Genomic DNA, 24,324 nt, shown 5'->3' on the forward strand with positions numbered 1-24,324 from the left:
TTGAGATAGTCGCGGAGCTTGTCCTCGCCCGCCATGGTGTTCTCAACTCCTGTGGGATCGGTCTGCTGCCTCATGGGTGCGCGGTGCGCCGGGGACGGCACCGGGTCATTCGAGGTCGTCGAGCAGGGCGAACAACTCCTCGTCGGTGGCGCTGTCGAGATCGGCTTCGGTCTCCTCGGCGGAGGCGGCGGGCAGGCCCGCCGTCTCGGCGGCGTTCAGCAGCTCCCGGAGCCGCGCGACGATCCGGCCGTGCGCCCCCGCGTCCCCCGAGACCGCCTCGATGGCGGGCCCGAGCCGGGCCAGTTCGGCCAGCACCGGCTCGTCCGGGGTGATCTCGTCGATCGTGAGACGCTCGCGCAGATACGTGGCGAGGGCCCCCGGGGTGGGGTGGTCGAAGGCGAGCGTGGTGGGCAGCCGCAGCCCGGTCGCGGCGGCCAGCCGGTTGCGCAGCTCGACCGCGGTCAGCGAGTCGAACCCCAGCTCCTGGAGGGGGCGTTCGGGCGCGATCGCGGTGGGATCCGCGTGCCCGAGCACCTCGGCGACCAGCCCGCGCACCAGATCGGTGAGCGTACGGTCCCGCTCGCCGGGCGGCAGGGCGGCCAGCCGTTCCGCCAGACCGGGACCCGCCGCCGGCTCGGCGGCCGTGCTCGCGGCCCGCTTCGGCGCCGTACGCACCAGACCGCGCAGCAGCGGCGGCGGCAGCTCGCCGGAGGCCCGCAGCGCCGCCGTGTCCAGCCGGGTGACCGCGAGTACGGCCTCGCCGGTGGCCGGTGCGGCGTCGAAGAGCGTCAGGGCGTCGTCAGTGGCCAGCGGACGCAGCCCGGAGCGGGCCAGCCGGCGCAGATCGGCCTCGGCGAGATGCCCGCTGAGAGCACTGCTCTCCGCCCAGAGCCCCCAGGCCAGCGAGGTGCCGGGCAGGCCCAGTGCCCTGCGGTGCGCGGCCAGGGCGTCGAGGAAGGTGTTGCCCGCCGCGTAGTTGGACTGCCCGGCCGTGCCCAGCAGCCCGGCGACGGAGGAGTAGAGGACGAACGCCGACAGCGGCAGCTCCCGGGTCAGCTCGTGCAGATGCCACGCCGCGTCGGCCTTCGGACGCAGCACGGCGTCCAGGCGCTCGGGGGTCAGCGCCTCGACCGTGGTGTCGTCGAGGACACCCGCGGTGTGGACGACACCGGTCAGCGGACGCTCCGCCGGTACGGTGCCGAGCAGCGCGGCGAGCTGGTCGCGGTCGGCGGTGTCGCAGGCGGCGAACCGTACCTCCTCGGCGCCCAGGTCCAGCAGCTCCGAGCGGAGTTCGGCCGCGCCGGGCGCGCCGTCGCCGCGTCGGCTGACCAGCAGGAGGTGGCGTACGCCGTGCCGCCGCACCAGGTGGCGCACGAGGACCGCGCCGAGCGCACCGGTCGCGCCGGTGACCAGGACCGTGCCGTCGCCCCAGTCCGGAGCGGAGTCCTCGGCCGGCAGGGCGCGGGCCAGCCTCGGTACGAGGATCCGGCCTTCGCGGACGGCGAGTTGGGGCTCGTCGCCGGTGAGCATGCCCGGGGACAGCGGGCTGTCCGGGGCGTCGAGTCCGGTGTCGTCGAGGCCCGCGTCGTCGAGGTCGGCGAGCACGATCCGGCCCGGGTTCTCGGTCTGCGCGGAGCGCAGCAGTCCCCAGACCGGGGCATGCACCGGATCCGTCGGCTCCGCGGGCGCGGTGGCGACCGCGTTCCGGGTGATCACGGCGAGCCGCGACGAGGCGAACCGGTCGTCGGCCAGCCACGCCTGCACCTCCGCGAGCAGCCGGTGCAGCACGGCGCGGGCCGCGTCCGGCACCCCGGCCCCGTCCGCCGCCCCGGTGCCGAGGAGCGGCAGCAGCACCAGGGACGGCACTTCGGTGCCCTGGTCGAGCGCGGCCCGCAGTTCGCCGACCGAGCCGTACGCGGTCGCCTTGGCCGCCCAGGCGGCGTTCCCGGCGTTCCCGGCGGTGCCGATGAGGGCCGGTTCGCCGAGCGGTGTGCTCGTGGCCCCGCCGGTCAGCGGCGTCCAGTCCACCCGGAACAGCCCGTCCGCCGTACCGCCGCCGCCCGCCGCCCGCAGCGCTTCCGCCGACAGGGGCCGCAGGGTGAGCGCCTCGACCGAGGCCACCGGCGACCCGGTGCCGTCCGCGACGGTCAGGGCGTACACCGGCGAGTCGGCGTCGCCGCCGGCCGCGGGCGTCAGGCTGACCCGCAGGCTCGCCGGACCGGTGGCGGTGTGCGCGGTGACACCGTTCCAGGCGAACGGCAGCCAGGGCTTCCCGGGCCGGTCCGTGACCCCAGGCAGCAGCGCATGCAGCGCGGCGTCCAGCAGCGCGGGGTGCAGGGCGAACCGTCCGGCGTCGGCGCGCAGTTCCTCGCCGAGCGAGACCTCCGCGTACAGCTCGCCCGCCGGTCCTGTCCACAGCCGCCGCAGGTTCCGGAACGGCCGGCCGTACTCGTACTCCTGCTCGGCGAGCCGCTCGTACGCCCCGCTCAGATCGGTCTCGGCCGAGCCGGGCGGCGGCCATGCCATCAGGTCCGTACCGCCGTCGGCCGGGCCGCCGAGCAGGCGGCCGTGCGCGTGCAGGGTCCACTCCCCGGTCGTCTCGTCACCGTCCGGCCGCGAGTGGATACGGAAGGCCCGCCCACCGTCGTCCTCGGCGGCCGACACGGACACCTGGAGCTGTACGCCGCCGTGCTCGGGCAGCACCAGCGGCGCGGCCAGCGTCAGTTCGTCCACCCCTGAAGTCCCGGTCTGCGCTGCCGACTTGAGAGCGAGTTCGAGCAGTCCGGTGGCCGGTACGAGGACGGTGCCCGCGACCACATGGCCGGTCAGCCACGGGTGGCTGTGCCGCGAGAGCCGGCCGGTCAGCACCTGCTCGTCCCGGTCCGCCAGCACCACCGCGGCGCCCAGGAACGGATGGTCCGCCGCGGCCAGACCGAACCCGGCCGCGTCGCCCGCGCTCGCCGGGGCGTCCAGCCAGTAGCGCCGGTGCTGGAAGGCGTAGCCCGGCAGCTCCACCCGGCGCGCGCCCGGGAAGACGGCCTCCCAGCGCACCGGGGCGCCGCGCAGGGCGAGCTGGGCGAGGGCCCCCGCGAAGACCGCCGTCTCGGGACGGCCCCTGCGCAGCGCCGGGGCGAGGACCCCGACGGGTGCGTCCCCGAGGTCTCCGAGGTCCCCGAGGCACTCGCGTACGAGCGCGGTCAGCACGCCGTCCGGCCCCAGCTCCAGCCACTCCGTGACGCCCAGCTCAACGAGCTGCCGTACCCCGTCGTGGAACCGGACCGCCTCGCGGATGTGGCGCGCCCAGTACTCGGGCGACGCGAGCTGTTCCGCCGTGGCGAGGGTCCCGGTGAGATTGGAGACGACCGGGATACGCGGCTCGTGGAAGGTGAGGTCCCCGGCGAGGGTGCGGAACTCGTCGAGCACCTCCTCCATGTGCGGGGAGTGGAAGGCATGGCTGACCGGCAGCCTCTTCGCCCTGCTGCCCCGCTCGCGCCAGAGTGCCGTGAGCGCGTCGACCGCCTCCGCGTCGCCCGAGATCACCGTGGACCGTGGGCCGTTGACCGCGGCGACCGTCACCCGGCCGGCGTGGTCGGCCAGACTTTCGCGCACCTCGTCCTCGGCCGCCCCGATCGCGGCCATCGCGCCGCCCTCCCTGGCCGCCTGCATCAGCCGGCCGCGCTCGGCGACCAGCACACAGGCGTCGGGCAGGTCGAGCACACCCGCGAGATGGGCGGCGGTGACCTCGCCGATGGAGTGCCCGAGCAGGAAGTCCGGGACCAGACCGAGGTGTTCGGCGAGCCGGAACAGGGCGGTCTCCACCGCGAACAGCGCCGCCTGGGTGAACGCCGTCTGGTCGATCAGCGCCGAGTCGGCGGACCCCTCGGGCGCGAAGAGCACCTGCTTGAGGGGGCGTACCAGCTCGCGGTCGAGATGCTCGCACACCGCGTCGAAGGCGGCGGCGAACACCGGGGAGGCCGCGTACAGTTCACGCCCCATGCCCAGCCGCTGCGCGCCCTGCCCGGTCAGCAGGAACGCCGTCTTCCCGCGCTGCGCCGGGGAGTCGCCCCGTACCACCGACGCCGGGGTCTCGCCGCGGGCCAGCCGGGCCAGACCGTCCAGAAGGCCGTCCCGGTCCGCGGCGAGGACCGCCGCCGACTGGTCGTGCACGGTACGGGTGGTGGCCAGGGACAGACCGATGTCCGCGAGATCCGTGTCCGGCCGCTCGGTGACATGGGCGTGCAGCCGCTCGGCCTGGGCGCGCAGGGCGTCCTCGCCGCGCGCCGACAGCAGCCAGGGCACGACGGGCAGGGTGGGCGCGGCGGCGGTCTCCCGCTCGGGGGCTTCCGGGCCCTGCTCGATGATCACATGGGCGTTGGTGCCGCTGATCCCGAAGGAGGACACGGCGGCGCGGCGGGGACGGCCGGTCTCGGGCCAGTCGGTGGCCTCCGTGAGCAGTTCCACCGCACCGGAGTCCCAGTCGACCATCGGCGTCGGCTCACCGACATGGAGGGTCCTGGGGAGTACGCCGTGGCGCATGGCCTGCACCATCTTGATGACTCCGCCGACCCCGGCGGCTGCCTGGGCGTGTCCGATGTTGGACTTCAGCGAGCCGAGCAGCAGGGGCCGTTCGGCGGGCCGGTCCTGTCCGTAGGTGGCGAGCAGGGCCTGTGCCTCGATGGGGTCGCCGAGGCGGGTGCCGGTGCCGTGCGCCTCCACCGCGTCGATGTCCGCCGGGGTCAGCCCGCCATCGGCGAGCGCCTCGCGGATCACCCGCTCCTGGGAAGGACCGTTGGGCGCGGTGAGGCCGTTGCTGGCGCCGTCCTGGTTGACCGCGCTGCCGCGCAGCACGGCCAGCACCTGGTGCCCGTTCCTCCGGGCGTCCGAGAGCCGCTCGACGAGCAGCAGCCCGACACCCTCCGACCAGCCGGTGCCGTCCGCGTCCGCCGAGAACGAACGGCAGCGGCCGTCCGCCGACAAGCCGCGCTGCCGCGAGAACTCGACGAAGACGCTCGGCCCCGCCATCACCGTCACACCGCCGGCCAGTGCCAGATCGCACTCGCCGCGCCGCAGCGCGTTGGCCGCGAGATGCAGCGCCACCAGGGACGAGGAGCAGGCGGTGTCGACCGTGACCGCGGGACCCTCGAAACCGTACGTGTACGAGAGCCGGCCCGACACCACACTGGAGAGGTTCCCGGCGAGCAGGAAACCCTCGTACTCCTCGGGGCTGGCGGCCAGCCGCGACACATAGTCGTCGTACATGGCCCCGGTGAACACGCCCGTACGGGAGCCGCGCAGCGCGGCCGGGTCGATGCCCGCGCTCTCCAGCGTCTCCCACGCCGTCTCCAGCAGCAGCCGGTGCTGCGGGTCGGTCGCGGTGGCCTCGCGCGGCGAGATCCCGAAGAACTCGCGGTCGAACTGGTCGGCCTCGTGCAGGAACCCGCCGTGCCGCACATACGACGTGCCGGTGTGCGCCGGGTCCGGGTCGTAGAGCCGGTCCAGGTCCCAGCCACGGTTCACCGGGAACTCGCTGATGGCGTCACCGCCCTCCGCGACCAGCCGCCACAGGTCCTCGGGCGAGCCGACCCCGCCCGGATAGCGGCAGGCCATGCCGACGATCACGATCGGCTCGTCGGTCGCGGCGGCGGCACGGGCCGGGGCGGGCCGCGCCGCCGCCGCGTCGGTACCCGCACCCGCGGCCAGCGTGACCAGACGGTCGGCCAGGGCCCCCGGGGACGGGTGGTCGAAGACCACGGTGGCGGACAGCCGTATCCCCGTGGCGGCGTTCAGCCGGTTGCGCAGCTCCACTCCGGCGAGGGAGTCGAAGCCGATCTCGTTGAAGGCCCGGCGCGGATCGATGGCGGAGGCGCGGGTGTGCCCCAGCACCCCGGCCACGGTGGACCGCACCAGCTCCAGGACCGCTTCGCGGCGCTTGTCGTCGGGCAGCGCCGCCATCTGCTGGGCCCAGCCCGTGTCGCCGCCCGGGGCCACCGCGGCGGCGCGGCGGGGCGCGGTCCGCACGAGGGCGCGCAGGAGCGGTGCGGGCGGTTCGGTACGGGAGCGGAGGGCGGCCAGGTCGAAGTCGACGGGCACGCTCAGCGCCCGCCCGTCCGCGAGTGCGCGGTCGAACAGCGCGAGGCCGCGTTCCGGGGTGAGCGGCCGGACGCCGGCCCTGGCCCACCTGGCCACGCCGGCCTCGCCGAGAGTGCCGCCCATGCCGTGGGTGGCGTCCCACAGACCCCAGGCCAGCGAGGTCGCGGCCAGACCGAGCGCGTGGCGGTGCGCGGCGAGGGCGTCCAAGTAGGTGTTGGCGGCAGCGTAGTTGGCCTGCCCGGCGGTCCCGGTGAGGCCGGAGACCGAGGAGAACAGGACGAAGGCGGCCAGTGGCCTGGGCAGTTCGCGGGTCAGCTCGTGCAGATGCCAGGCGGCGTCGGCCTTGGGGCCGAGCACGGCGTCGAGCCGCTCGGCGGTGAGGGCCTCGACGGTGGCGTCGTCGAGCACGCCGGCGGTGTGCACGACACCGGTCAGCGGGTGCTCGGCCGGTACGGTGCCGAGGAGCGCGGCGAGCTGTTCCCGGTCGGCGACATCGCAGGCCGCGACGGTCACCCGGGCGCCCGACCCCTCAAGTCCGGAACGGAGTTCGGGGGCACCGGGGGCGTCCTCGCCGCGTCGGCTGACCAGCAGCAGATGCCGTACACCGTGCTCGGCGACGAGATGGCGGGCGAAGAGCGCGCCCAGACCGCCGGTGCCGCCGGTGATCAGGACCGTGCCGTCGGGGTCCAGCGCGGCCGGAGCCCTGTCGACGTCCTGCCCGGTCCGGACGAGCCGGGGCGCTCGCAAGTCACCCCCGACAGCGGCGAGTTGGGGCTCGCCGCCGGCCAGGGCGGCGGTCACCGTCTCCTCGTCGACCGTGTCCGCCGAGTCGAGCAGCACCAGCCGGTCCGGGTGCTCGCTCTGCACCGAGCGGACCAGACCCCACACCGGAGCCGACGCGAGACCGTCGCTCCCTCCGCTCCCTCCGTTCTCTTCGTTACGACCCGCCGCGACCGCGCCCCGCGTGACGAACACCAGTCGCGCTTCCGCGTACCGCTCGTCGGCGAGGAACCGCTGCACCAGCGCGAGGGCACGCCGTACGGTCCCGTGCGCCGCCCGCAGCGGATCCCCGTCCCGGGCGGCGAGGTCCTCCGTGCGTACGACGACGGCCTCCAGGCCTTCCGCGTCCGGTAGTTCACCGTGCTCGGCCCATGCGATCCGCAGGTCCGGGGCGGAGCCGGCGGCCGGTACGGGCGTCCACTCCACGGCGTACAGCGCGTCATCCCGTACCGCGGCCCTGGCGAGTCCTTCCTTGGGGACGGCGCGCAGGGTGAGGGTCTCCACGGACGCCACCGGGGCACCGGTGGTGTCGGCGAGGGCGAGCGTGAAGGTGTCCCGGCCCGCGGGGGAGATCCGGACGCGCAGCGCGGTGGCGCCGGTCGCGTACAGCTCCGTACCCGCCCACGCGAACGGCAGCCGGACCGCGCCGTCGCCCGCCGCGTCGGCGGCGTGCAGGACGAGCGGGTGCAGCACGGAGTCGAAGAGTGCGGGATGGAGGCCGAACAGGGCGGCGGGCGCGTGCTGTTCCTCCGGCAGCCGCACCGTCGCGTACAGATCGTCGCCGGACGTCCAGAGGCCGGTCAGCCCCTGGAAGGCGGGGCCGTACTGGTACCCGAGGTCCGCGAGCCGCTCGTACACGCCCTCCAGCGGTACGGCGGAGGCCCCGGCGGGCGGCCAATGTACGAGGTCCCGCGCGCCGGAGCCGGACGCGGGGCCGCCGAGGACACCGGAGGCATGGCGGGTCCAGGGCACCGAGTCGTCCGCTCCACCGTCCGGCCTGGCGTGCACGCCGAAGGGCCGGCCGCCGTCGGCGGCGGGAGCGCCCACCGTGACCTGGACCCGGACCGCCGTGTCGTCGGGCAGCGGCAGCGGGGCCTCCAGGGTGAGGTCGCCCACCCGATCGGCACCCATCCGGCTGCCCGCGGCCAGGGCCAGTTCGACAAAGGCGGTGGCGGGCAGCAGCACCCCGCCGCCCACGGCGTGGTCGGCCAGCCAGGGATGCGTCGCGGCCGACAGCAGACCGGTCAGGACCAGGCCCTCGCCGTCCGCGAGGTCCACCGCGGTGGAGAGCAGCGGGTGCTGTGCGGGGTCGAGGCCCAACGACCGTGCGTCACCGGGTGTCCGCGGCGCCAGCCAGTAGTGCTCGCGCTGGAAGGCGTACGTCGGCAGATCGACCGGGCGGGCACCCGGGAAGAACGACGCCCCGTCCAGCGGCGCCCCATGGACCCGCGCGGTGGCGAGACCGGTGACCAGGGTCTCCGGCTCGGGCCGCCCGGCACGCAGCAGCGGTACGGTGACCGCCTCCTCACCGGCGAGGCAGCCTCGGGCGAGCGACGCCAGAACGGCGTCGGGGCCGATCTCCACGAACACCGTGGCGCCACGCGCCTCCAGTTCCCGGGCGGCGTCGAGGAACCGCACCGCCTCGCGGATCTGCCCGGTCCAGTAGTCGGGCGAGGTGAGTTCCTCGGTGGTGGCGAGGCGCCCGGTGACCGTCGAGACGACGGGTATCTCCGGCGCGTGGAAGGCCAGCCCGGCCGCGACGGCGCGGAACTCGTCGAGCACGGCGTCCATATGGGGCGAGTGGAAGGCATGGCTGACCTGGAGCCGGCGTGTCCTGCGGCCCCGCGCCCGCCACCGTTCCGCGACCGTCTCCGCCGCGTCCTCGTCACCGGAGATCACCACGGAGGCGGGTCCGTTGACCGCGGCCACGGACAGCCGTCCGGTGAACTCGGCCAGTTCTTCGCCGAGTTCGCCCTCCTCCGCCTCGATCGCGACCATCGCGCCCCCGGCCCGCGCCGACTCCATCAGCCGGCCCCGGGCGGCGACCAGCCGCGCCGCGTCGTCGAGCGAGAGCACACCCGCGCAGTGGGCGGCGGCCAGCTCGCCGATGGAGTGCCCGGCGAGCAGATCGGGGGTGAGCCCGTGGTGCGCGGCCAGCCGGAACAGCGCGACCTCGATGGCGAACAACCCGGGCTGGGTGTACGCGGTCCGGTGCAGCAGCGCCGCGTCCGCGCTGCCCTCGGCGGCGAACAGCACCTCGCGCAGCGGCCGTTCGAGATGCGCGTCCAGCGCGGCACAGGCCGCGTCGAGCGCCTCGGCGAAGACCGGGTGCGCCTCGTACAGCTCCCCGCCCATGCCGGTGCGCTGCGCGCCCTGGCCGGTGAAGAGGAAGGCGGTCCTGCCCGAGCCCGCCGCGCCGCCGCTCACCACCCGGGGGTCGTCCCGGCCCTCGGCGAGCGCGTCCAGCCCGGCCAGGAGGTCCTCCGCCGTGGTGGCGACGACCGCCGCGCGGTGGGGGAGCGCGGTACGGGTGGTGGCCAGGGAGAGCCCGGTGTCGTACGGCGAGACGTCACCGGCGGCGAACGCGCGGACGCGGGCCGCCTGTTCGCGCAGCGCCACCGCGTCCCGCGCGGACAGCAGCCAGGGCGCGGGCCGCCCGGACGGCTCGGCCTCGGGTGTCTGCTCCGGGGCCGGCGGGCTCTGCTCGATGATCACATGGGCGTTGGTGCCGCTGATCCCGAAGGACGAGACGGCGGCGCGGCGCGGCTGCCCGGTCTCGGGCCACTCGGCCGCCTCCGTGAGCAGCTCGACCGCGCCGGACCCCCAGTCGACCATCGGTGTCGGCTCGTCCACATGCAGCGTCCTGGGCAGTACGCCGTGGCGCATGGCCTGCACCATTTTGATGACCCCGCCCACACCGGCCGCCGCCTGGGCGTGCCCGATGTTCGACTTCAGCGACCCGAGCCGCACGGGCGCGCGGTCCGCGCGGTCGCGCCCATAGGTGGCGATGACCGCTTCCGCCTCGATGGGGTCGCCCAGCCGGGTGCCGGTGCCGTGCGCCTCCACGGCGTCGATGTCCGCCGGGGCCAGCCCCGCGTCGGCCAGCGCCGCGCGGATGACCCGCTCCTGCGCGGGGCCGTTGGGCGCGGTCAGACCGTTGCTGGCGCCGTCCTGGTTGATCGCGCTGCCCCGGATGACGGCCAGCACCTGGTGCCCGTTCCTGCGGGCGTCGGAGAGCCGCTCGACGATCAGCAGGCCCACGCCCTCGGCCCAGGAGGTGCCGTCGGCCGAGGCCGCGAACGACTTCGACCGGCCGTCGGCGGCGAGCCCGCGCTGCCGCGAGAACTCCACGAACATCCCGGGGGACGACATGACCGTGGCGCCGCCCGCGATCGCCAGCGTCGATTCGCCGGAGCGCAGCGACCGTACGGCGAGATGCAGGGCGGTCAGCGAGGACGAGCACGCCGTGTCGACGGTCACCGCCGGTCCGGCCAGGCCGAGTTGGTAGGCGATGCGCCCGGACATCACGCTGGGGGTGGTGCCCGTCAGCAGATAGCCGTCGACGGTGTCGGGAGCCTCGTGCATCCGGGGCCCGTAGTCCAGCGTGGTGGCGCCGATGAACACGCCCGTACGGCTGCCCCGCAGCGCGTCCGCGTCCAGCCGCGCCCGCTCCACGGCCTCCCACGCGGTCTCCAGGAGCACCCGCTGCTGCGGGTCCATCGCCAGCGCCTCGCGCGGCGAGATCCCGAAGAAGCCGTTGTCAAAGCGGGTCGCGTCGTCCAGGAACCCGCCCTCGCGCACAGTGCTGTGGCCGCTGCGCGTCGGGTCGCTGTCGTACAGGTTCCGGTCCCAGCCACGGTCGGCGGGGAAGCCGGAGACGGCGTCGCGCCCCTCGGCCAGCAGCCGCCACAGGTCCTCGGGCGAGGCGACCCCGCCGGGGTAGCGGCAGGCCATGCCGACGATCGCGATCGGCTCGTCCGAGCCGCCGGGCAGGGGCTGTTCACCGGCCTGTGCGGTATCCGTACCGGCGAGGGCCGCGCCGAGATGGGTGATCAGGGCGTCGGGCGTCGGATGGTCGAAGAGCAGCCCGCCGGCGAGGCGCAGCCCGGTCGCGGAGGCCAGCGCGTCGCGCAGCTCCACCGACATCAGCGAGTCGAAGCCCAGTTCCTTGAATGTGGCGTGCGGCGGCACCCGCCGACCGGCCGGATACTCCAGCACGGCCGCGACCTGCCCGGTGACCAGCGCGGTCACATCCACCGCTTCAGTCGGCGCCGGGGCGGTCGACTCCCTTTCGGCGGGCGCGAGTTCGCCCGTACGAGCGGTGCCCGACACCCAGTGGCGCTCGCGCTGGAAGGCATAGGTGGGCAGCGGTACGCGGCGGGCGTCGCCGTACGAGGGGACGCCGCCCCAGCCGATGTCCGTACCGCGTACGAAGACGGCGGCGACGGCCGCCAGCAGAGTCCTGGCCTCCGGGCGGCGCCGGCGCAGCGCGGCCACCGACACCACCGAGTCCGCCTCCCGGACGCTGTCGCGCACCATGGCCGAGCAGACCGCGTCCGGGCCCAGCTCCAGAAACGCCGTGGCGCCCGCGTCCTCCAGGGCCCGGACCGCGTCCAGGAACCGCACCGGACGGCGCACCTGCTCCACCCAGTACGCGGCCGACGACCAGGCGTCGGTGACGGACGCGCCGGTCACCGACGACACCGCGTCCAGCCGGGGCGCGCGCAGGGTCAGCCCTTCGACGACGGTACGGAAGTCGTCGAGCATCGGGTCCATCAGCGGGGAGTGGAAGGCGTGCGAGACGGTCAGCCGCCTGGTCCTGCGCCCCTGGTCGCGCAGCCGGTCCGCGAGGGTCAGCACGATGTCCTCGGCGCCGGACAGGACCACCGAGCGCGGCCCGTTGACCGCCGCGATGCCCGCCTGCCGCTCATGGCCGGCGAGCAGCGCGAGCACCTCGCTCTCCGTGGCCTCCACCGCGACCATCGCGCCGCCGGAGTCGAGCGCCTGCATCAGCCGGCCGCGCGCGGCGACCAGCCGCGCGGCGTCCGGCAGATCGAGGACCCCCGCCACATGCGCGGCGGCGATCTCGCCGATGGAGTGCCCCGCGACCAGCTCGGGCACCACGCCCCACGACTCGACCAGCCGGTGGAGCGCCACTTCGAGGGCGAACAGCGCGGGCTGGGTGAACCCGGTCCCGTCCAGGCCCTCCCCGGAGGCGATCACCTCCAGCAGCGGCCGGCCGAGCAGCGGGTCCAGCTCGGCGCGGACCGCGTCGAACGCCTCGGTGAACGCGGAGAACGCCCCGTACAGCTCCAGGCCCATCCCGGCGCGCTGCGCACCCTGCCCGGTGAAGACGAAGGCGAGCCGCCCCGGCCCGGCCGCGCCCCGCACCACATCCGCCGACGCCCGGCCCTCGGCGAGCGCGTCGAGCGCGCTCAGCAGGGCGGGACCGCCCTCGGGCGCGGCGAGCGCGACCGCCCGGTGCTCGAAGACGGTACGGGTGGTGGCCAGGGACCAGGCGGCATCGGCCGTGGCTGGCGCGTCCTCGCGTGCGAGGGCGTCGCGCAGCCGGGCGGCCTGGGCCCGCAGCGCCGTCTCCGAGCGCCCGGAGAGGACCACCGGGACCACACCGGGAGCGGCGGTCCCGGGCTGTGCGGCAGCGCCGGGCGCGAGGGACACCGGACCCTCGGTGAGCACGACGTGCGCGTTCGTGCCGCCCATGCCGAAGGAGGACACCCCGGCGATCAGCGGCCGCTCGGGCGCGGGCCACTCGGTCAGCTCCCGCTGCACCTCAAGTCCCAGCTCGTCCATGGGGATCCGGGGGTTCGGGGTGTCGAAGTTGAGGCTCGCGGGCAGCCGCCGGTGGCTCAGCGCCAGCACCGCCTTGAGCAGGCCGACGATGCCGGCCGCGCCTTCGAGATGGCCCACATTGGTCTTGGCCGAGCCGACCCGCAGCCGCGCCCGGGGGGCCCGGCCCGCGCCGAGCACCGCGCCCAGCGCCGCCGCCTCGACCGGGTCGCCCACCGGGGTCCCGGTGCCGTGCAGTTCCACGTACTGCACGGCCGCCGGGTCGACCCCGGCCTTCTCGTACGCCTCGCGCAGCACACGCTCCTGCGCCGGGCGGCCGGGGACCGTCAGGCCCGGCGTCGTACCGTCGTTGTTGACCGCGCTGCCGCGGATCACCCCGTAGATCCGGTCGCCGTCCTCGACCGCGCGGGCCAGCGGCTTGAGTACGACGACCGCACCGCCCTCGCCGCGCACGAAGCCGTTGGCGCGTGCGTCGAAGGTGTACGTCGTACCGTCCGGCGAGAGCCCGCCGAACCGCTCCTCGGTGACCGCGCCCTCCGCGAGGATGTTCAGATTGACGCCCGCCGCGATCGCCGTGTCGCTCTCCCCGGAGCGCAGTGACTCGCAGGCGAGATGGACGGCGACCAGCGAGGAGGACTGCGCCGAGTCGACCGTCAGGCTCGGGCCGTGCAGACCGAGGTGGTACGAGACCCGGTTGGCGATGACACCCCGGTTGACCCCGGCCATGGTGTGCTGCGTGATGGCCCGGTCGCCGTACTGGTAGAGCAGGGACGCGTAGTCGTCGCGCAGGGTGCCCACGAACACGGCGGTACGGCTGCCCCGCAGCGCGGCCGGCAGGGTGCCCGCGTCCTCCAGGGCCTCCCAGGCCAGCTCCAGCACCAGCCGCTGCTGCGGATCCATGGTGACGGCCTCGCGCGGCGAGACACCGAAGAAGTCCGCGTCGAAGGTGTCGACCCGGTCCAGGAACCCGCCCCGGCGCGTCCCCGGCTCCGCCGCCTCGTACGCCTCCGTGCCGGACGCGGGCAGCCAGCGCCCCTCCGGCACCTCGGTGACGGCGTCCGAGCCGGTGCGCAGCAGGTCCCAGAAGGCCTCGGGGCCGTCCGCCCCGGGAAGCCGGCAGGACACTCCGACGACCGCTACGCCCTCTTCGAGCCCGTCGCCCTGAGCAGCCCTGTGGGAATGGTGCTGATTCGTCATCGCGCTCGACTTCCCTTTCCAGTGAATCCGGCCGAACTGGGCGACCTTGAAAGGCATTTCAGTGACACTGCTTCCAGATCGTAGGCAGGTGGTTCTCTCAGCCCTCTCAGCGCGGCTCCACCGGGCGGTAATCACCCCTGCCAGGGGCCGGGAGATCGCCGCATTACCCGTTCATGGGTGAGAGGTTGATGGCGTCGCAATAGTGTCGGCGTACGAAATGGGTGGCACCCGGCTACAACAGAAGGCAGGTTGGATCTCGTCATGTCACAGCTCACCGACGACGTGGAAAAGCACACCAGTCAGTATGTCGAGGCTTTCAACGCGGGCGACTTCGAAACCGTCGACAGCTTCTACACGGCGGAGGCCGTCGCCGTCTGGGAGCCGGGCAAGCCGCTGACGGGCGACGCGCGCCGGGAATACCAGCGGGAATTCCTCAAGAACCGGCCGACGATGACCGCCGTGCCCCGGCAGACGTTTGTGACCAACGACACGGCCCTGCTGATCGTCGACTGGACGATCGACACGGTCGACGCCGACGGAAAGCCCGAGCGGCTCCAGGGCACCGGCGTCGACGTCCTGAGGCTGGGCGAGGACAAGGTGTGGCGTTACGCCGTCGACGACCCGTACGGCCAGGCCTGATCCCGGTCGGCGCAGTTATCCCCTGAATCCCCGAAAGGACTGACCGACCATGGCGTACACATTCAGTGTGGACTTCGACCCGGCGAACCCCGATCTCACCAGCGACTCCGAAACCCAGAACGACATCTTCATCGCGGCGTTCAACTCCGGTGACGGAGAGCTGTTCAACAGCCTTTACCGCGACGACTCCATCTCGAATTTCTCGGGTGAGCCGCTCACCGGTGCGGCGCGCCTCGCGTTCTTCAAGGAGTTCCTCGGCACCAAGCCCGACCTCCGGGCCAGCATCACCCACGCGTATGTGGCCGGCGACGTCGCGCTGATCGGTGTCAACTACGAGATCGACACGACCGGCCCGGACGGCGAGCCCGTACAGCTCCGGGGCGTGTGCACCGACGTCCTGCGGCGCGGGGACGACGGCCGCTGGCTGATGTCCATCGACCGCCCGGTGGCCGCCACCGGCCTGGTCGCCGACTAGTACCACGGCACCAGGGCGCGAGCTAGGGGCGCGACCGCGAACCCCCCTGCGATCAGGGGGGTTCTGGCGTAAGTGAAGACAGTCCCCAGGTAATTCCCCCCGCATTCCATGCATTTCACGGCACTTCAAGGAGAGATAGTGGCCACGCAGGAAGAACTGACCTCCGTACTGGACGCGGTACGCGACGCCGTGCCCGCCCTCCGGCGCAATGGGGCCGCCGCGGAGGAGCAGCGCTGGATACCGGACGAGAACATCGAACTGCTGGAGAAGGCCGGGGTGTTCCGTACGGCCGTGCCGCGCGAGCACGGCGGTCTCGACTTCGACGCGGCGCAGCAGGCCGAGGTCATCGCCGAGGTGTCCCGGGGCTGCCCCTCCACCGGCTGGCTGACGATGGTGTGGCTCACCAGCGCCTGGTGCGCGACCCTCTACCCGGACCAGGCGCAGAAGGAGGTCTTCGAGGGCGGCAGCAGCCGGGTCTCCATCGTCTTCGCCCCCACCGGCACCCTCAAGCCGGCCGAGGGCGGTTACCGGCTCGACGGCACCTGGCGCTTCAACTCCGGCTGCCGGGGCGCGGGCTGGGACCTGCTCGCCGCGGTCGTCGAGCAGCCCGACGGGACGGCCGAGGAACTGGTCGCGCTGGTTCCGACCTCCGAGCTGGAGTTCGCCGACGACTGGCATGTCTCGGCCGGCGCCGCCACCGGCAGCTCGACGACCACCGCCAAGGACGTCTTCGTGCCCGCGCACCGGGTCGTACCGCTGGAGGAGGCCATGGTCTCCGCCACCGGCAACCGCTCCAACACCGGTGCCACCGGCCGCAACTACGGTCTGCTCGGCTACATCATGTCCAGTGTCTCCGCGACCTTCCTGGGGATGGCGCGCGGCTCGCTCGAACTGTTCCTGGAGCGGCTCCCCGGACGCGGCATCACCTACACCCAGTGGACCGAGCAGAGCCAGCACCCGCTCACCCAGCAGCAGGTGGCCCTCGCCTCGAACAAGATCGACGCGGCCGAGGCGCTCTCCCGCTCCTGGCACCGGGTGCTGCAGAACGCGGCCGACGCGGGCGTCCAGCCGTCCGACGAGGAGAAGGCCGTCATCCGCGGCAGGACCGCCTACGCGGCGCAGCTCTCGAAGGAGGCCGTGGAACTGCTCTTCGCGGCGAGCGGGGGCTCGGTCATCCGCCGCGATGTGGACCTCCAGCGCTTCCACCGCGACATCCAGGGCTTCTCGCTGCACGCCCTGGTGCAGCTCAACGCCAACCTGGAGGTGCAGGGCCGGGTCCTGCTGGGCCTGGAGCCCGGTACGTACTTCCTCTGACCTCGGAGCGTCGATCCACAAGCGTCAACCCAGAAGGCCCGGGTCGCTGTCACGGCCCCGGGCCTTCCGTATGTCCGGCGATGCTCCGCGCGTCTACTGCCCGGCGCCCGGATCCGCCTTGCCGAAGCGGCCGTTGACGAAGAGCAGCCCGTCCTCGTCGCTGCCCTGGCCGGCCGCCAGGACCGTCCCGATGAAGATGGTGTGGTCGCCGAAGACATGCGAGTCGGTCAGCTCGCACTCCAGCCAGGCCACCGAGCCGGCCAGCAGGGGCGCCCCGGTGTGCTCTCCGGCCTCCCACGTCACCCCTTCGAACTGGGCCGCCCCCAGCGTCCGGTGCTTGTCCGCGAAATGCCGCGCCAGGGGCTCCTGCCGTACGCCGAGTATGTTGACGGCGAACCGGCCCGCGGAGGTCAGCGCGCCGTGCATCACCGCGCCATGGCTCACACTGCACAGCACCGAGGGCGGATCGAGGGAGACCGAGCTGAACGCGTTCGCCGTCATGGCGTGCACATGCTCGCCGCCCACGGTGATCACCGTGACACCGGTCGCGAAGCGGGACATCACTTCCCTGAGCCGGACGGGTTTCACCGGCTGTGGCCCCGAACGCAGGGCCGCGGGATCGAGTTCAGTGGACGCGGAATTCATGCCACCCTCTCCGAGGTATTTTGAGCAGGGCACATCACGTGCCATCCGTGGGTATCCCTGGCCGGCCGGTGGACTTCAACGTACCCGCGTCCGCGCCGACATCTCCCACCCTCGGGTAACCGCCGTGCCACCTGCCCGTACACACCGCGGATGACCCTCTGGTGACCGCTGGTTGACCGGACCCGAGCACCCTGTGGTGCATGGATCACACCAACACCGCAACCCCGTCCAGAGAACTGGCCGAACCTTTTCTCCGTGAAGTACTCGCCGGCGTGGGCCTGTCGGTCGAATACGTCCGTGCGAAGGGCAATACGCTCTACCAACGGGACGGCGAGGGTGGCGAGATACCGGTCGTCGACTTCGCGGGCGGCTACGGCTCCGTCCTGCTCGGGCACAACCGGCCGGAAATCGTCGAAAGGGCGCGGGAACTGCTCGACGGGGACACCCCGGTGCACGCGCAGTTCTCCAGCCACCCCTACGCCAACACCCTCGCCGCCGAGCTGAACCGGATCATCCGCCGGGAACTGGGCACTGACGAACCGTATTTCGCCGTATTCGCGAACAGCGGTGCGGAAGCGGTCGAGGCCGCGGTCAAACACGCCGAGCTGGACCGGGGGATGCGCATCGCCGCGCTCCTGGAGGAGATCTCCGTACAGAACGACGCCGCGCGCACCGCGGTGGAGAACGGCACCGCCGTCGTCGCCGAGCACACCCTCGAACGGCTCGGCCTCACCCCGCCCCGGGACCCCGCCGAGGCCTTCGGTCTGCTGACGGCCGAGCTCGCCCGGCGCAACGCCGGACAGACCGCGCGGCCGCCGCTGTTCCTGGCGCTGGAGGGCGGGTTCCACGGCAAGCTCGCGGCGAGTGTGCAGCTCACGCACAACGAGGGGTACCGCACCCCCTTCAAGTCGCTGGCCGCGCAGGCCCGGTTCGTACCGCAGGACCGGCCCGATGTCCTGAAGCAGGTGCATGCCGAGGAGCGGGGCGTTCTCCTCGGCACGCAGGTCGTCGACGGGCAGCTCACCCTCACCGAGCGGGAGTTCCCCGTCTTCTGCGCCTTCCTGGTGGAACCCATTCAGGGCGAGGGCGGAATCCGGGTGCTTTCCCGGGAATTCGCCGGGGAAATCCAGAAGTTCTGCGAGTCGATCGACTGCCCCGTTGTCGTCGACGAGATCCAGAGCGGAATGGGCAGGACCGGAACACTTCTCGCCAGTGCCCCGCTCGGACTGCGCGGCGACTATTTCACCCTCGCCAAGACACTGGGCGGCGGAATCGCCAAGACATCCGTGATGCTGGTGCGCGAGAAGTATTACCGGAAGGAATTCGAGATCGTCCACAGCTCGACCTTCGCCAAGGACAGCTTCTCCTGTCATATCGCCCTCAAGGTCCTCGAACTGCTGGAGGCCGACGGCGGACGGGCCTACCGGGCCGCGGAGGAGCGCGGCGCGGCCCTGCGGGCGGCGCTGGACGGCGTACGGGCGGACTTCCCCGACGTCGTCGGAGACGTCCGGGGCCGGGGCCTGATGCTGGGCCTCGAATTCCTGGACCAGTCGGGGTCGTCGTCCCCGGTGATCCAGGAGATCGCGGTCGGCGGGTTCTTCGGCTACGTCCTCGCCGGGCATCTGCTGCGCCGCCACCGGGTGCGTACATTTCCTACGGCGAGCGCGGTCAACACCCTGCGCTTCGAGCCTTCCATCGAGCTGACCGACGCCGAGATCGCCCAGCTCGACGCCGGGCTGCGCGATGTGTGCGAGCTGCTCAGGGCCGGGGCGGGCGAAGCGCTGACCGCGGCCTGAGCCCGCCGGCTCATCCCCCACTGAGCCGCCGGTCGCGCCTCTGAACGCCCACGCCTCGGTAAGACTTTGACGAAAGCATTATCGGATAATTACGGTGGCCGATGGCCATTGAACGGGGGAGTTCATGCGTTTTCGTGTCCTGGGTGCGTTGGAAGTCGATAATGACGACGGCCTGGTGGAACTTGGTGGCGTAAGGCAACGATCCGCTCTCGCCTACCTGTTGCTCCACGCCAACCAGGTGGTCTCGACCAGCCAGTTACTCGGGGCCCTCTGGCCGGCCGATGACGCGCCCATGACCGCGCGGAAGATCCTTCAGAACGCGATCTGGCGGCTGCGCGGAGTCCTCGCCCGGCCGTCCTCGGGGGAGTCGGCGCCCGAGCTGCTGACCCGCAATCCCGGGTACATGCTGCGGGTACGGCCCGAGCAGGTCGACCTCCTGGTGTTCCAGCAGCGGGTCGCCGCGGGCCGGGCGGCCCTGGCCGCCGGGCGCCCGGCCGCCGCGCGCGACCTGCTGACCGAGGCGCTCGCGCTCTGGCGCGGCTCGGTGCTCGCCGATCTCGCCGAGGAGGGCACCTACTGGGCCGAGGTCGCCTCGATCCAGAAGAAGCGCCTCGATGTCATGGAGGACTGCTTCGAGGCGGAGCTGGCCTGCGGCGGCCACCAGAGCGTGCTCCATGAACTCAAGGCACTGGTCGAGGCCGAGCCCCTGCGCGAGCGCGCCTCGCGCCAGCTCATGCTCGCGCTCTACCGCTGCGGCCGGCAGGCGGACGCCCTCGCGGTGTACGGGAGGGTACGGGAGGCCCTGGTCGACGGTCTCGGCCTGGAGCCGAGCCCCGAACTCCAGCAGCTCCAGCGGGCCGTCCTCACCCAGGACCCGGCACTGGACCTGCGGCGCACCGCACAGCCCGGACAGCCCCCGCAGCCCGGACAGCGCGGGCAGCCGGTGGGGCCCGTACCGGCCGCGCAGATCCCGGAGTTCGCCCTGCCCTCGCCGCGTCCGGTCCCAGGCCCCGGGGCACTGCCCGCGGCCGGGCCCCCGCCGGCGAGCATCGCCGTACCGAGCGAGTACCACCAGGCCAGTGTGCTTCTGCTGCGCTTCGGGCTCGGACCCGAGTTCGGCACCCTGCCGCCGGAGGACGTCGACCGCGTCCTCGACGCGGTGACCCAGCTCGCCCGCGAGAAGATCGAGGCGGAGGGCGGCATCGTCGCCTCGGCGCTGGGCTCCGTCCTGCTCGGGCTCTTCGAGGACGACGAGGCCTCGGAGACCGCGGGCGCGGTGCGCGCGGTACGGGCCGCCGCCGCCGTACGCGACTGTCTGACCATCGCCGCCGCCACCCTGCACTCCGGCTCCACGGGCCAGGCGCTCTTCGCCCACGGCGCGGTGTACACCGGACAGGTCGTCGTCTGCCGCTGGCCCGGTGCCGGGGTGACCCCGCCCTGGATCGGCGGCCATCTCGTCGACGACTGCCGGGCGGCGCTGGGCTCGGTCCCCGCGGGCGAGGTCCATGTCTGCGACGCCACCCGCCGGCTGACCGAGGGGCACATCACCTATCGCGGGGGCGGCACCAATATGGCCCCCTGGGAGCTGATGGCCGTGGGGGACGGCTTCACCAATCAGTGCGGCACCTCGGCCGGCGACCGCGAGTGCGAGCTCGACCTGATGCGGGCCATCCTGCTCAGAACCCGGCACCGCTCGACCCCGCACCTGGTGACCGTCCTCGGCCCGCCCGGCCGCAAGACCCGGCTGCTGCTGGAGTTCCGGCGGCTGGTGGAGACCGGCACCGCCGAGCCCGTACGCGTACTGACCGGTACGGCCGCCCCTTCGCGCGGCGGTATGTCCGCGCCGGCTCAGATGCTCGCCTCGTACGCCGGGACGGGCCCCGAGGACACCCCCGATGCCGCCTCGGCCAAGCTCGACACGGCCCTCGCCGGGCTCACCGAGGACCAGGAGACCCGGGACGCCCTGCTGGCCGCCCTGGGCCCGCTCATCCACGCGCGTGGCCCCGTACGGCGTGAAGTCCTGGGCGCCTGGCGGGACTTCCTCGCCCTGGCCGCCGCGAAGCACCCCCTCGTGGTGATCTGGGACGATCTCGACCGCGCCGACGAACCGCTGCTCGAACTGGTCGAGAAGCTGGCCGACCCGCGCGCCGATCTGCCGCTGCTGAATGTCGTCGGCGCGGACGCGCGGCTCCTCGCGCGCCGCCCCGGCTGGGCCGCCGGCCGCCCGCAGGCGATGACGATCAGTCTCGGCCCGGTCGCCGACGACGCGCTCGACCAGCTTCTCGAATGCCTGCTCATGCCGGGCCGGGCAGCAGTGGTGGCATAGCGGGCACGGAACGTGCCGCCCGGGCCGCACGCGGCGCCCGGGCGCCCCCCGCGCCGGTGAGACCGCCGGCGCGGGCCAGCGCCCGGATCACCTCCAGGCACTCCGGCGCGTCCGGCGGCAGCGTGAGCGTCGCCGACTCGATCAGCAGGGATATCGCGACCGCGTGCTGATGGGCCGCGCCCCGTGGGAACGGCGGTACGTCCCGGCCTGCCGGGCGCTCGGTCCGGCACGCGGCGGCCAGCACCTGCCGCGCCCACCGCCCCACCGAGAACCGAGTCCTGTGGTGCAGCAGGACACTCAGCGCGGGAACGGTCAGCAGGGTCTTCTCGAAATGACGGAGGATCGCTCCGGAGTGCTCCGCCAGCAGGGACGCGCCCGGCGCCCGCTCCGGTGCGGGACGGCGGACAGGAGGAGCACCGTCACCGGACGCCGTTGTCCGGGACGTGACCCTCGCCCGGCGGAGTCCTTCCGTGAGGGCCACGGTGAACTCCCTGCCGACGAAGGCGGCGAGTGTCGCCTCGTGCTCGAATGGCCCCAGGGTCGCCCGGGTCGAGGACTCGGGGCCAGGGTGCTCGCGCTGCGTATGGCTGTTGTCCATACGAGCAGCTAACCAAGTCCCGTACACCACGGAACCACTTGCTGATCTGCACGGCGGTCATGGAACGCCCGTGACCGGCCGGTTGCCGCGGGCCTCCGGTAACGCCCGCCGCCCGTACGGCTGACGCCGCCGATTACCGCCGGGCACCGCCGGACGGGATCCGCCGGGGACTGCCTAGGGTCTTTCGTTTGGATCTGGCTGGATCAGGGAGTGGGGTCTGGTGCCGTGTATCGCAAGGCGGAGGATGGAGCCATGGCGGAGCCCTGGTGACTGACGACAACGCCGCGAGACGCGGTGCCAGGGCACGCGAGCCCAGCAAGATCCAAACGACAGGCCCTAGGCCTCGCCGCCGGAGACCGCCTGGAGCGGCAGCCCGGGCGGCTCCGAGAGCCGGGTGAGGCTGAGCGTACTGGTGCTGCGCTGCCCCACGCCCCAGAGCGGGCGCTTGCCGAGCAGCTCGGGCCGCGCGCACGCCACGATCAGCAGGGCGGCGTTGGCGGCCGTCGTGGCCAGCTCCTCCACCCAGTCCAGCACCGCGTCCGAGGCGAGATGAAGATTGTCGAGACACAGGACCAGCGGCTGCTGCCTCGCCCGCATGGACAGCAGCTCCGCCCAGCTGTTCATGACATGGCGGGGGTGCATGGAGGGCTGCGGACGGTTCGGTACCAGCAGATCCTGGAGCAGCCGGTCCGCCATCGGGCCGCTGCCGACCGTTCCGCGCACCAGCCGCATGAGCAGCTCGCCCTGTGAGGTGTCCGGGGGGATCGACGAGAACTCCCGCCAGGCGTCGAGCAGGGCACCGGCCAGGGTGTGCAGACTGGCCGCGCCGCTCGCGGGCGCCGACGGCCGCAGCACCAGCACATCGCCGGGAGTCCGGGTGACCCGGTCCTCGAACTCGGCCAGCAGCCGGGACTTGCCCGACCCCGGCTCGCCGAGGACCGTCAGCAGATACGGCACCCGGTGATGGCGGGAGTGCGCCAGCAGGCTGTTCAGGATGTCCAGTTCGTGTTCCCTGGGGAACGGCACGCCCCCGGGAACACCCCCCGGAAGCCCGCCCGCGACTGAGCCCGGAAGCCCGCCCGGCACTCCGCTCGGGACTCCGCCGAGAGCGCCCGCGGGAAGCCCCTGCGGACAGAACACCGAGGCCTCCCGTACATCGGAGACCGTGCCCGCCTTCCCCGGCACCCGCAGATAGCGCACATGGCTGTCCGTGCCGACCGCCGCCTTCCGGCTGACGTACACCTTCCCCGGCGGCACGTCCGAGAGCAGATGCTGTGTCGTGTCCAGCAGCGCCCCCACCACGGAGACTCCGCCGCCGGGCGCGCCCGGTACGTGCCGTACCAGCACCCCGCCCGTGGTGACCACCGAGCGGACCGCCAGATCCGGTACGTCCCCGAACCGGTCGCGTACGGCGAGCGCCGCCCGTACCGCGTCCAGGGAGGCCGACGAAGGATCGTCCCGCAGCCCGAACAGCGCCGCGGAGAGATGGCCCACCGACCCCACGACGGTGCCGCCGTGCTCCTCGATGCAGTCCGCGACCACCGTCACCGCCCGGTGCAGCGCGGCATTGAGCCGCTGCGCGTCCAGCGGGTCGTCCGGCGGGGTGCCGGTCTGGATCAGGAGTACGGACACCTCCTGGCGCCTGCTCACCGGCTCACCGCCGTCGGACACCCGCGCCGCCGCCGGCTCGTCGTCCACCAGGACACCGGGGTCCGGGGGACCGATCACCGCGACCGGTGCGCCGGCCGGCCGGAGCGCCGCCCTGGACGGCGCCGGCGGCAGCCCGGGCGGCGCGGGCCGCGGCACCTCCGTCACCTGTGCCACCTGCGCCACCTCCGCCGGTGCCCCGGCGGGCGCCGCGAGCGAGGGGTGGTGGTGGAGGATGTGCTGCTGGAGGGTCTGGAGGTCCCGCGAGGGCTCCAGGCCGTACTCCTCGACCAGTTCGAGCCGTACCCGGCTGAACACGCTCAGCGCCTCGGCCTGCCGGCCGCAGCGGTACAGCGCGAGCATCAACTGCCCGCACAGCCGCTCGCGCAGCGGCTCCGACTCCGCCAGCGACACCAGCTCGCCGAGGACGGCGTGGTGCCGTCCGCAGGCCAGCTCCGCCTCGAAGCGGTACTCCATCGCGTCGAGTCTGAGCTGTCGCAGCCGTGCCACCTCCGGCCAGTCCAGGCCCTGTTCCACCAGGTCCGACAGGACAGGCCCGCGCCACTCGTCCAGCGCCTCGCGCAACAGCTCGGCCGCCAGCGCCGGTTCGCCCGCGTCGAGGAGTTTGCGGCCCTCGGCCACCCGCCGGTCGAAGCGGGAGACATCGAGGGTGTCGGGCGCCACATGCAGCATGTAGCCCGGGGACCGGGTGAGCAGTTCCGGGGCCGAGGCCCCCGGCACCTCCAGCAGCGAGTGCTGCCGTGACAGCGCCGCCCGCAGCCCTGACACCGCGTTCTGTATGATCTTCCTGGCCGTCACCGGACGGCTCTCCTGGGACCAGAGGGCGTCCAGCAGCTCGCTGGTGGCGACCACTTGGTTGGCCCGTAACAGCAACTTTCCGAGCACCGCCCGCTGTTTGAAGCCGCCCAGGACCAACGTACGGTCCCGGGACTGGACTTCCAGCGGACCCAGAATCCTGAATTCCACGCCTTCTCCCCCATCGTTTGAC

9 protein-coding genes are annotated in these 24,324 nt (G+C 73.2%); 5 read left to right on the forward strand and 4 right to left on the reverse strand.

Annotation, left to right across the window (positions count from 1 at the left end; all coding sequences use genetic code 11):
* Positions 1–105: 105 nt before the first annotated feature.
* Positions 106–13,875 carry a type I polyketide synthase gene (locus tag WH07_RS07605; RefSeq protein WP_046496948.1) on the reverse strand — a complete coding sequence of 4,590 codons (13,770 nt, stop codon included), beginning with the start codon at positions 13,873–13,875 and terminating at the stop codon, positions 106–108.
* Between the two features lie 261 nt (positions 13,876–14,136).
* Between WH07_RS07605 and WH07_RS07610 the strand changes: the two genes are divergently transcribed.
* The 3 genes from WH07_RS07610 to WH07_RS07620 all read left to right on the forward strand — a co-directional run bounded on the left by WH07_RS07610 (position 14,137) and on the right by WH07_RS07620 (position 16,303).
* Positions 14,137–14,514, forward strand: a complete 378-nt coding sequence (locus WH07_RS07610; RefSeq protein WP_046496894.1) for a YybH family protein — start codon at positions 14,137–14,139, stop codon at positions 14,512–14,514.
* Between the two features lie 49 nt (positions 14,515–14,563).
* Positions 14,564–14,989: a YybH family protein gene (locus WH07_RS07615; protein WP_046496897.1), complete on the forward strand. Its 426-nt coding sequence runs from the start codon at positions 14,564–14,566 to the stop codon at positions 14,987–14,989.
* Positions 14,990–15,127: 138 nt separating this feature from the next.
* On the forward strand, positions 15,128–16,303 hold the full coding sequence (locus WH07_RS07620) for an acyl-CoA dehydrogenase family protein (protein ID WP_106409526.1): 1,176 nt from the start codon (positions 15,128–15,130) through the stop codon (positions 16,301–16,303).
* A 93-nt stretch (positions 16,304–16,396) separates the two neighbouring features.
* Here the strand turns inward: WH07_RS07620 and WH07_RS07625 are convergent, their stop codons facing one another.
* Positions 16,397–16,948: a flavin reductase family protein gene (locus WH07_RS07625; RefSeq protein ID WP_046496902.1), complete on the reverse strand. Its 552-nt coding sequence runs from the start codon at positions 16,946–16,948 to the stop codon at positions 16,397–16,399.
* Positions 16,949–17,148: 200 nt separating this feature from the next.
* Here WH07_RS07625 and WH07_RS07630 point away from each other — a divergent pair, with 200 nt between their 5' ends.
* Together WH07_RS07630 and WH07_RS36125 are read left to right on the forward strand one after the other, a co-directional pair.
* A complete protein-coding gene (locus WH07_RS07630; RefSeq protein WP_046496905.1) occupies positions 17,149–18,744 on the forward strand; it encodes an aspartate aminotransferase family protein in 1,596 nt (531 codons plus the stop codon).
* Between the two features lie 148 nt (positions 18,745–18,892).
* Positions 18,893–21,070 (forward strand): BTAD domain-containing putative transcriptional regulator, encoded by a 2,178-nt coding sequence (locus tag WH07_RS36125; protein WP_198533747.1) that lies wholly within the window; start codon positions 18,893–18,895, stop codon positions 21,068–21,070.
* Here the strand turns inward: WH07_RS36125 and WH07_RS07640 are convergent.
* Both WH07_RS07640 and WH07_RS36130 read right to left on the reverse strand, forming a co-directional pair.
* Positions 21,039–21,668: a hypothetical protein gene (locus WH07_RS07640; protein ID WP_046496907.1), complete on the reverse strand. Its 630-nt coding sequence runs from the start codon at positions 21,666–21,668 to the stop codon at positions 21,039–21,041. The two genes, WH07_RS36125 and WH07_RS07640, sit on opposite strands and share 32 nt — an antisense overlap.
* A 336-nt stretch (positions 21,669–22,004) precedes the next feature.
* Positions 22,005–24,302, reverse strand: a complete 2,298-nt coding sequence (locus tag WH07_RS36130) for a BTAD domain-containing putative transcriptional regulator (protein ID WP_052744287.1) — start codon at positions 24,300–24,302, stop codon at positions 22,005–22,007.
* Positions 24,303–24,324 lie beyond the last annotated feature (22 nt).

It is taken from the genome of Streptomyces odonnellii (assembly GCF_000981895.1).
GTDB lineage: Bacteria > Actinomycetota > Actinomycetes > Streptomycetales > Streptomycetaceae > Streptomyces > Streptomyces odonnellii.

Bases quoted from the DNA above. Each gene is read 5' to 3' on its own strand.
- WH07_RS07605 (WP_046496948.1), bottom strand. From the start codon at position 13,875: ATGACGAATCAGCACCATTCCCACAGGGCTGCTCAGGGCGACGGGCTC.
- WH07_RS07610 (WP_046496894.1), top strand. From the start codon at position 14,137: ATGTCACAGCTCACCGACGACGTGGAAAAGCACACCAGTCAGTATGTC.
- WH07_RS07615 (WP_046496897.1), top strand. From the start codon at position 14,564: ATGGCGTACACATTCAGTGTGGACTTCGACCCGGCGAACCCCGATCTC.
- WH07_RS07625 (WP_046496902.1), bottom strand. From the start codon at position 16,948: ATGAATTCCGCGTCCACTGAACTCGATCCCGCGGCCCTGCGTTCGGGG.
- WH07_RS07630 (WP_046496905.1), top strand. From the start codon at position 17,149: ATGGATCACACCAACACCGCAACCCCGTCCAGAGAACTGGCCGAACCT.
- WH07_RS07640 (WP_046496907.1), bottom strand. From the start codon at position 21,668: ATGGACAACAGCCATACGCAGCGCGAGCACCCTGGCCCCGAGTCCTCG.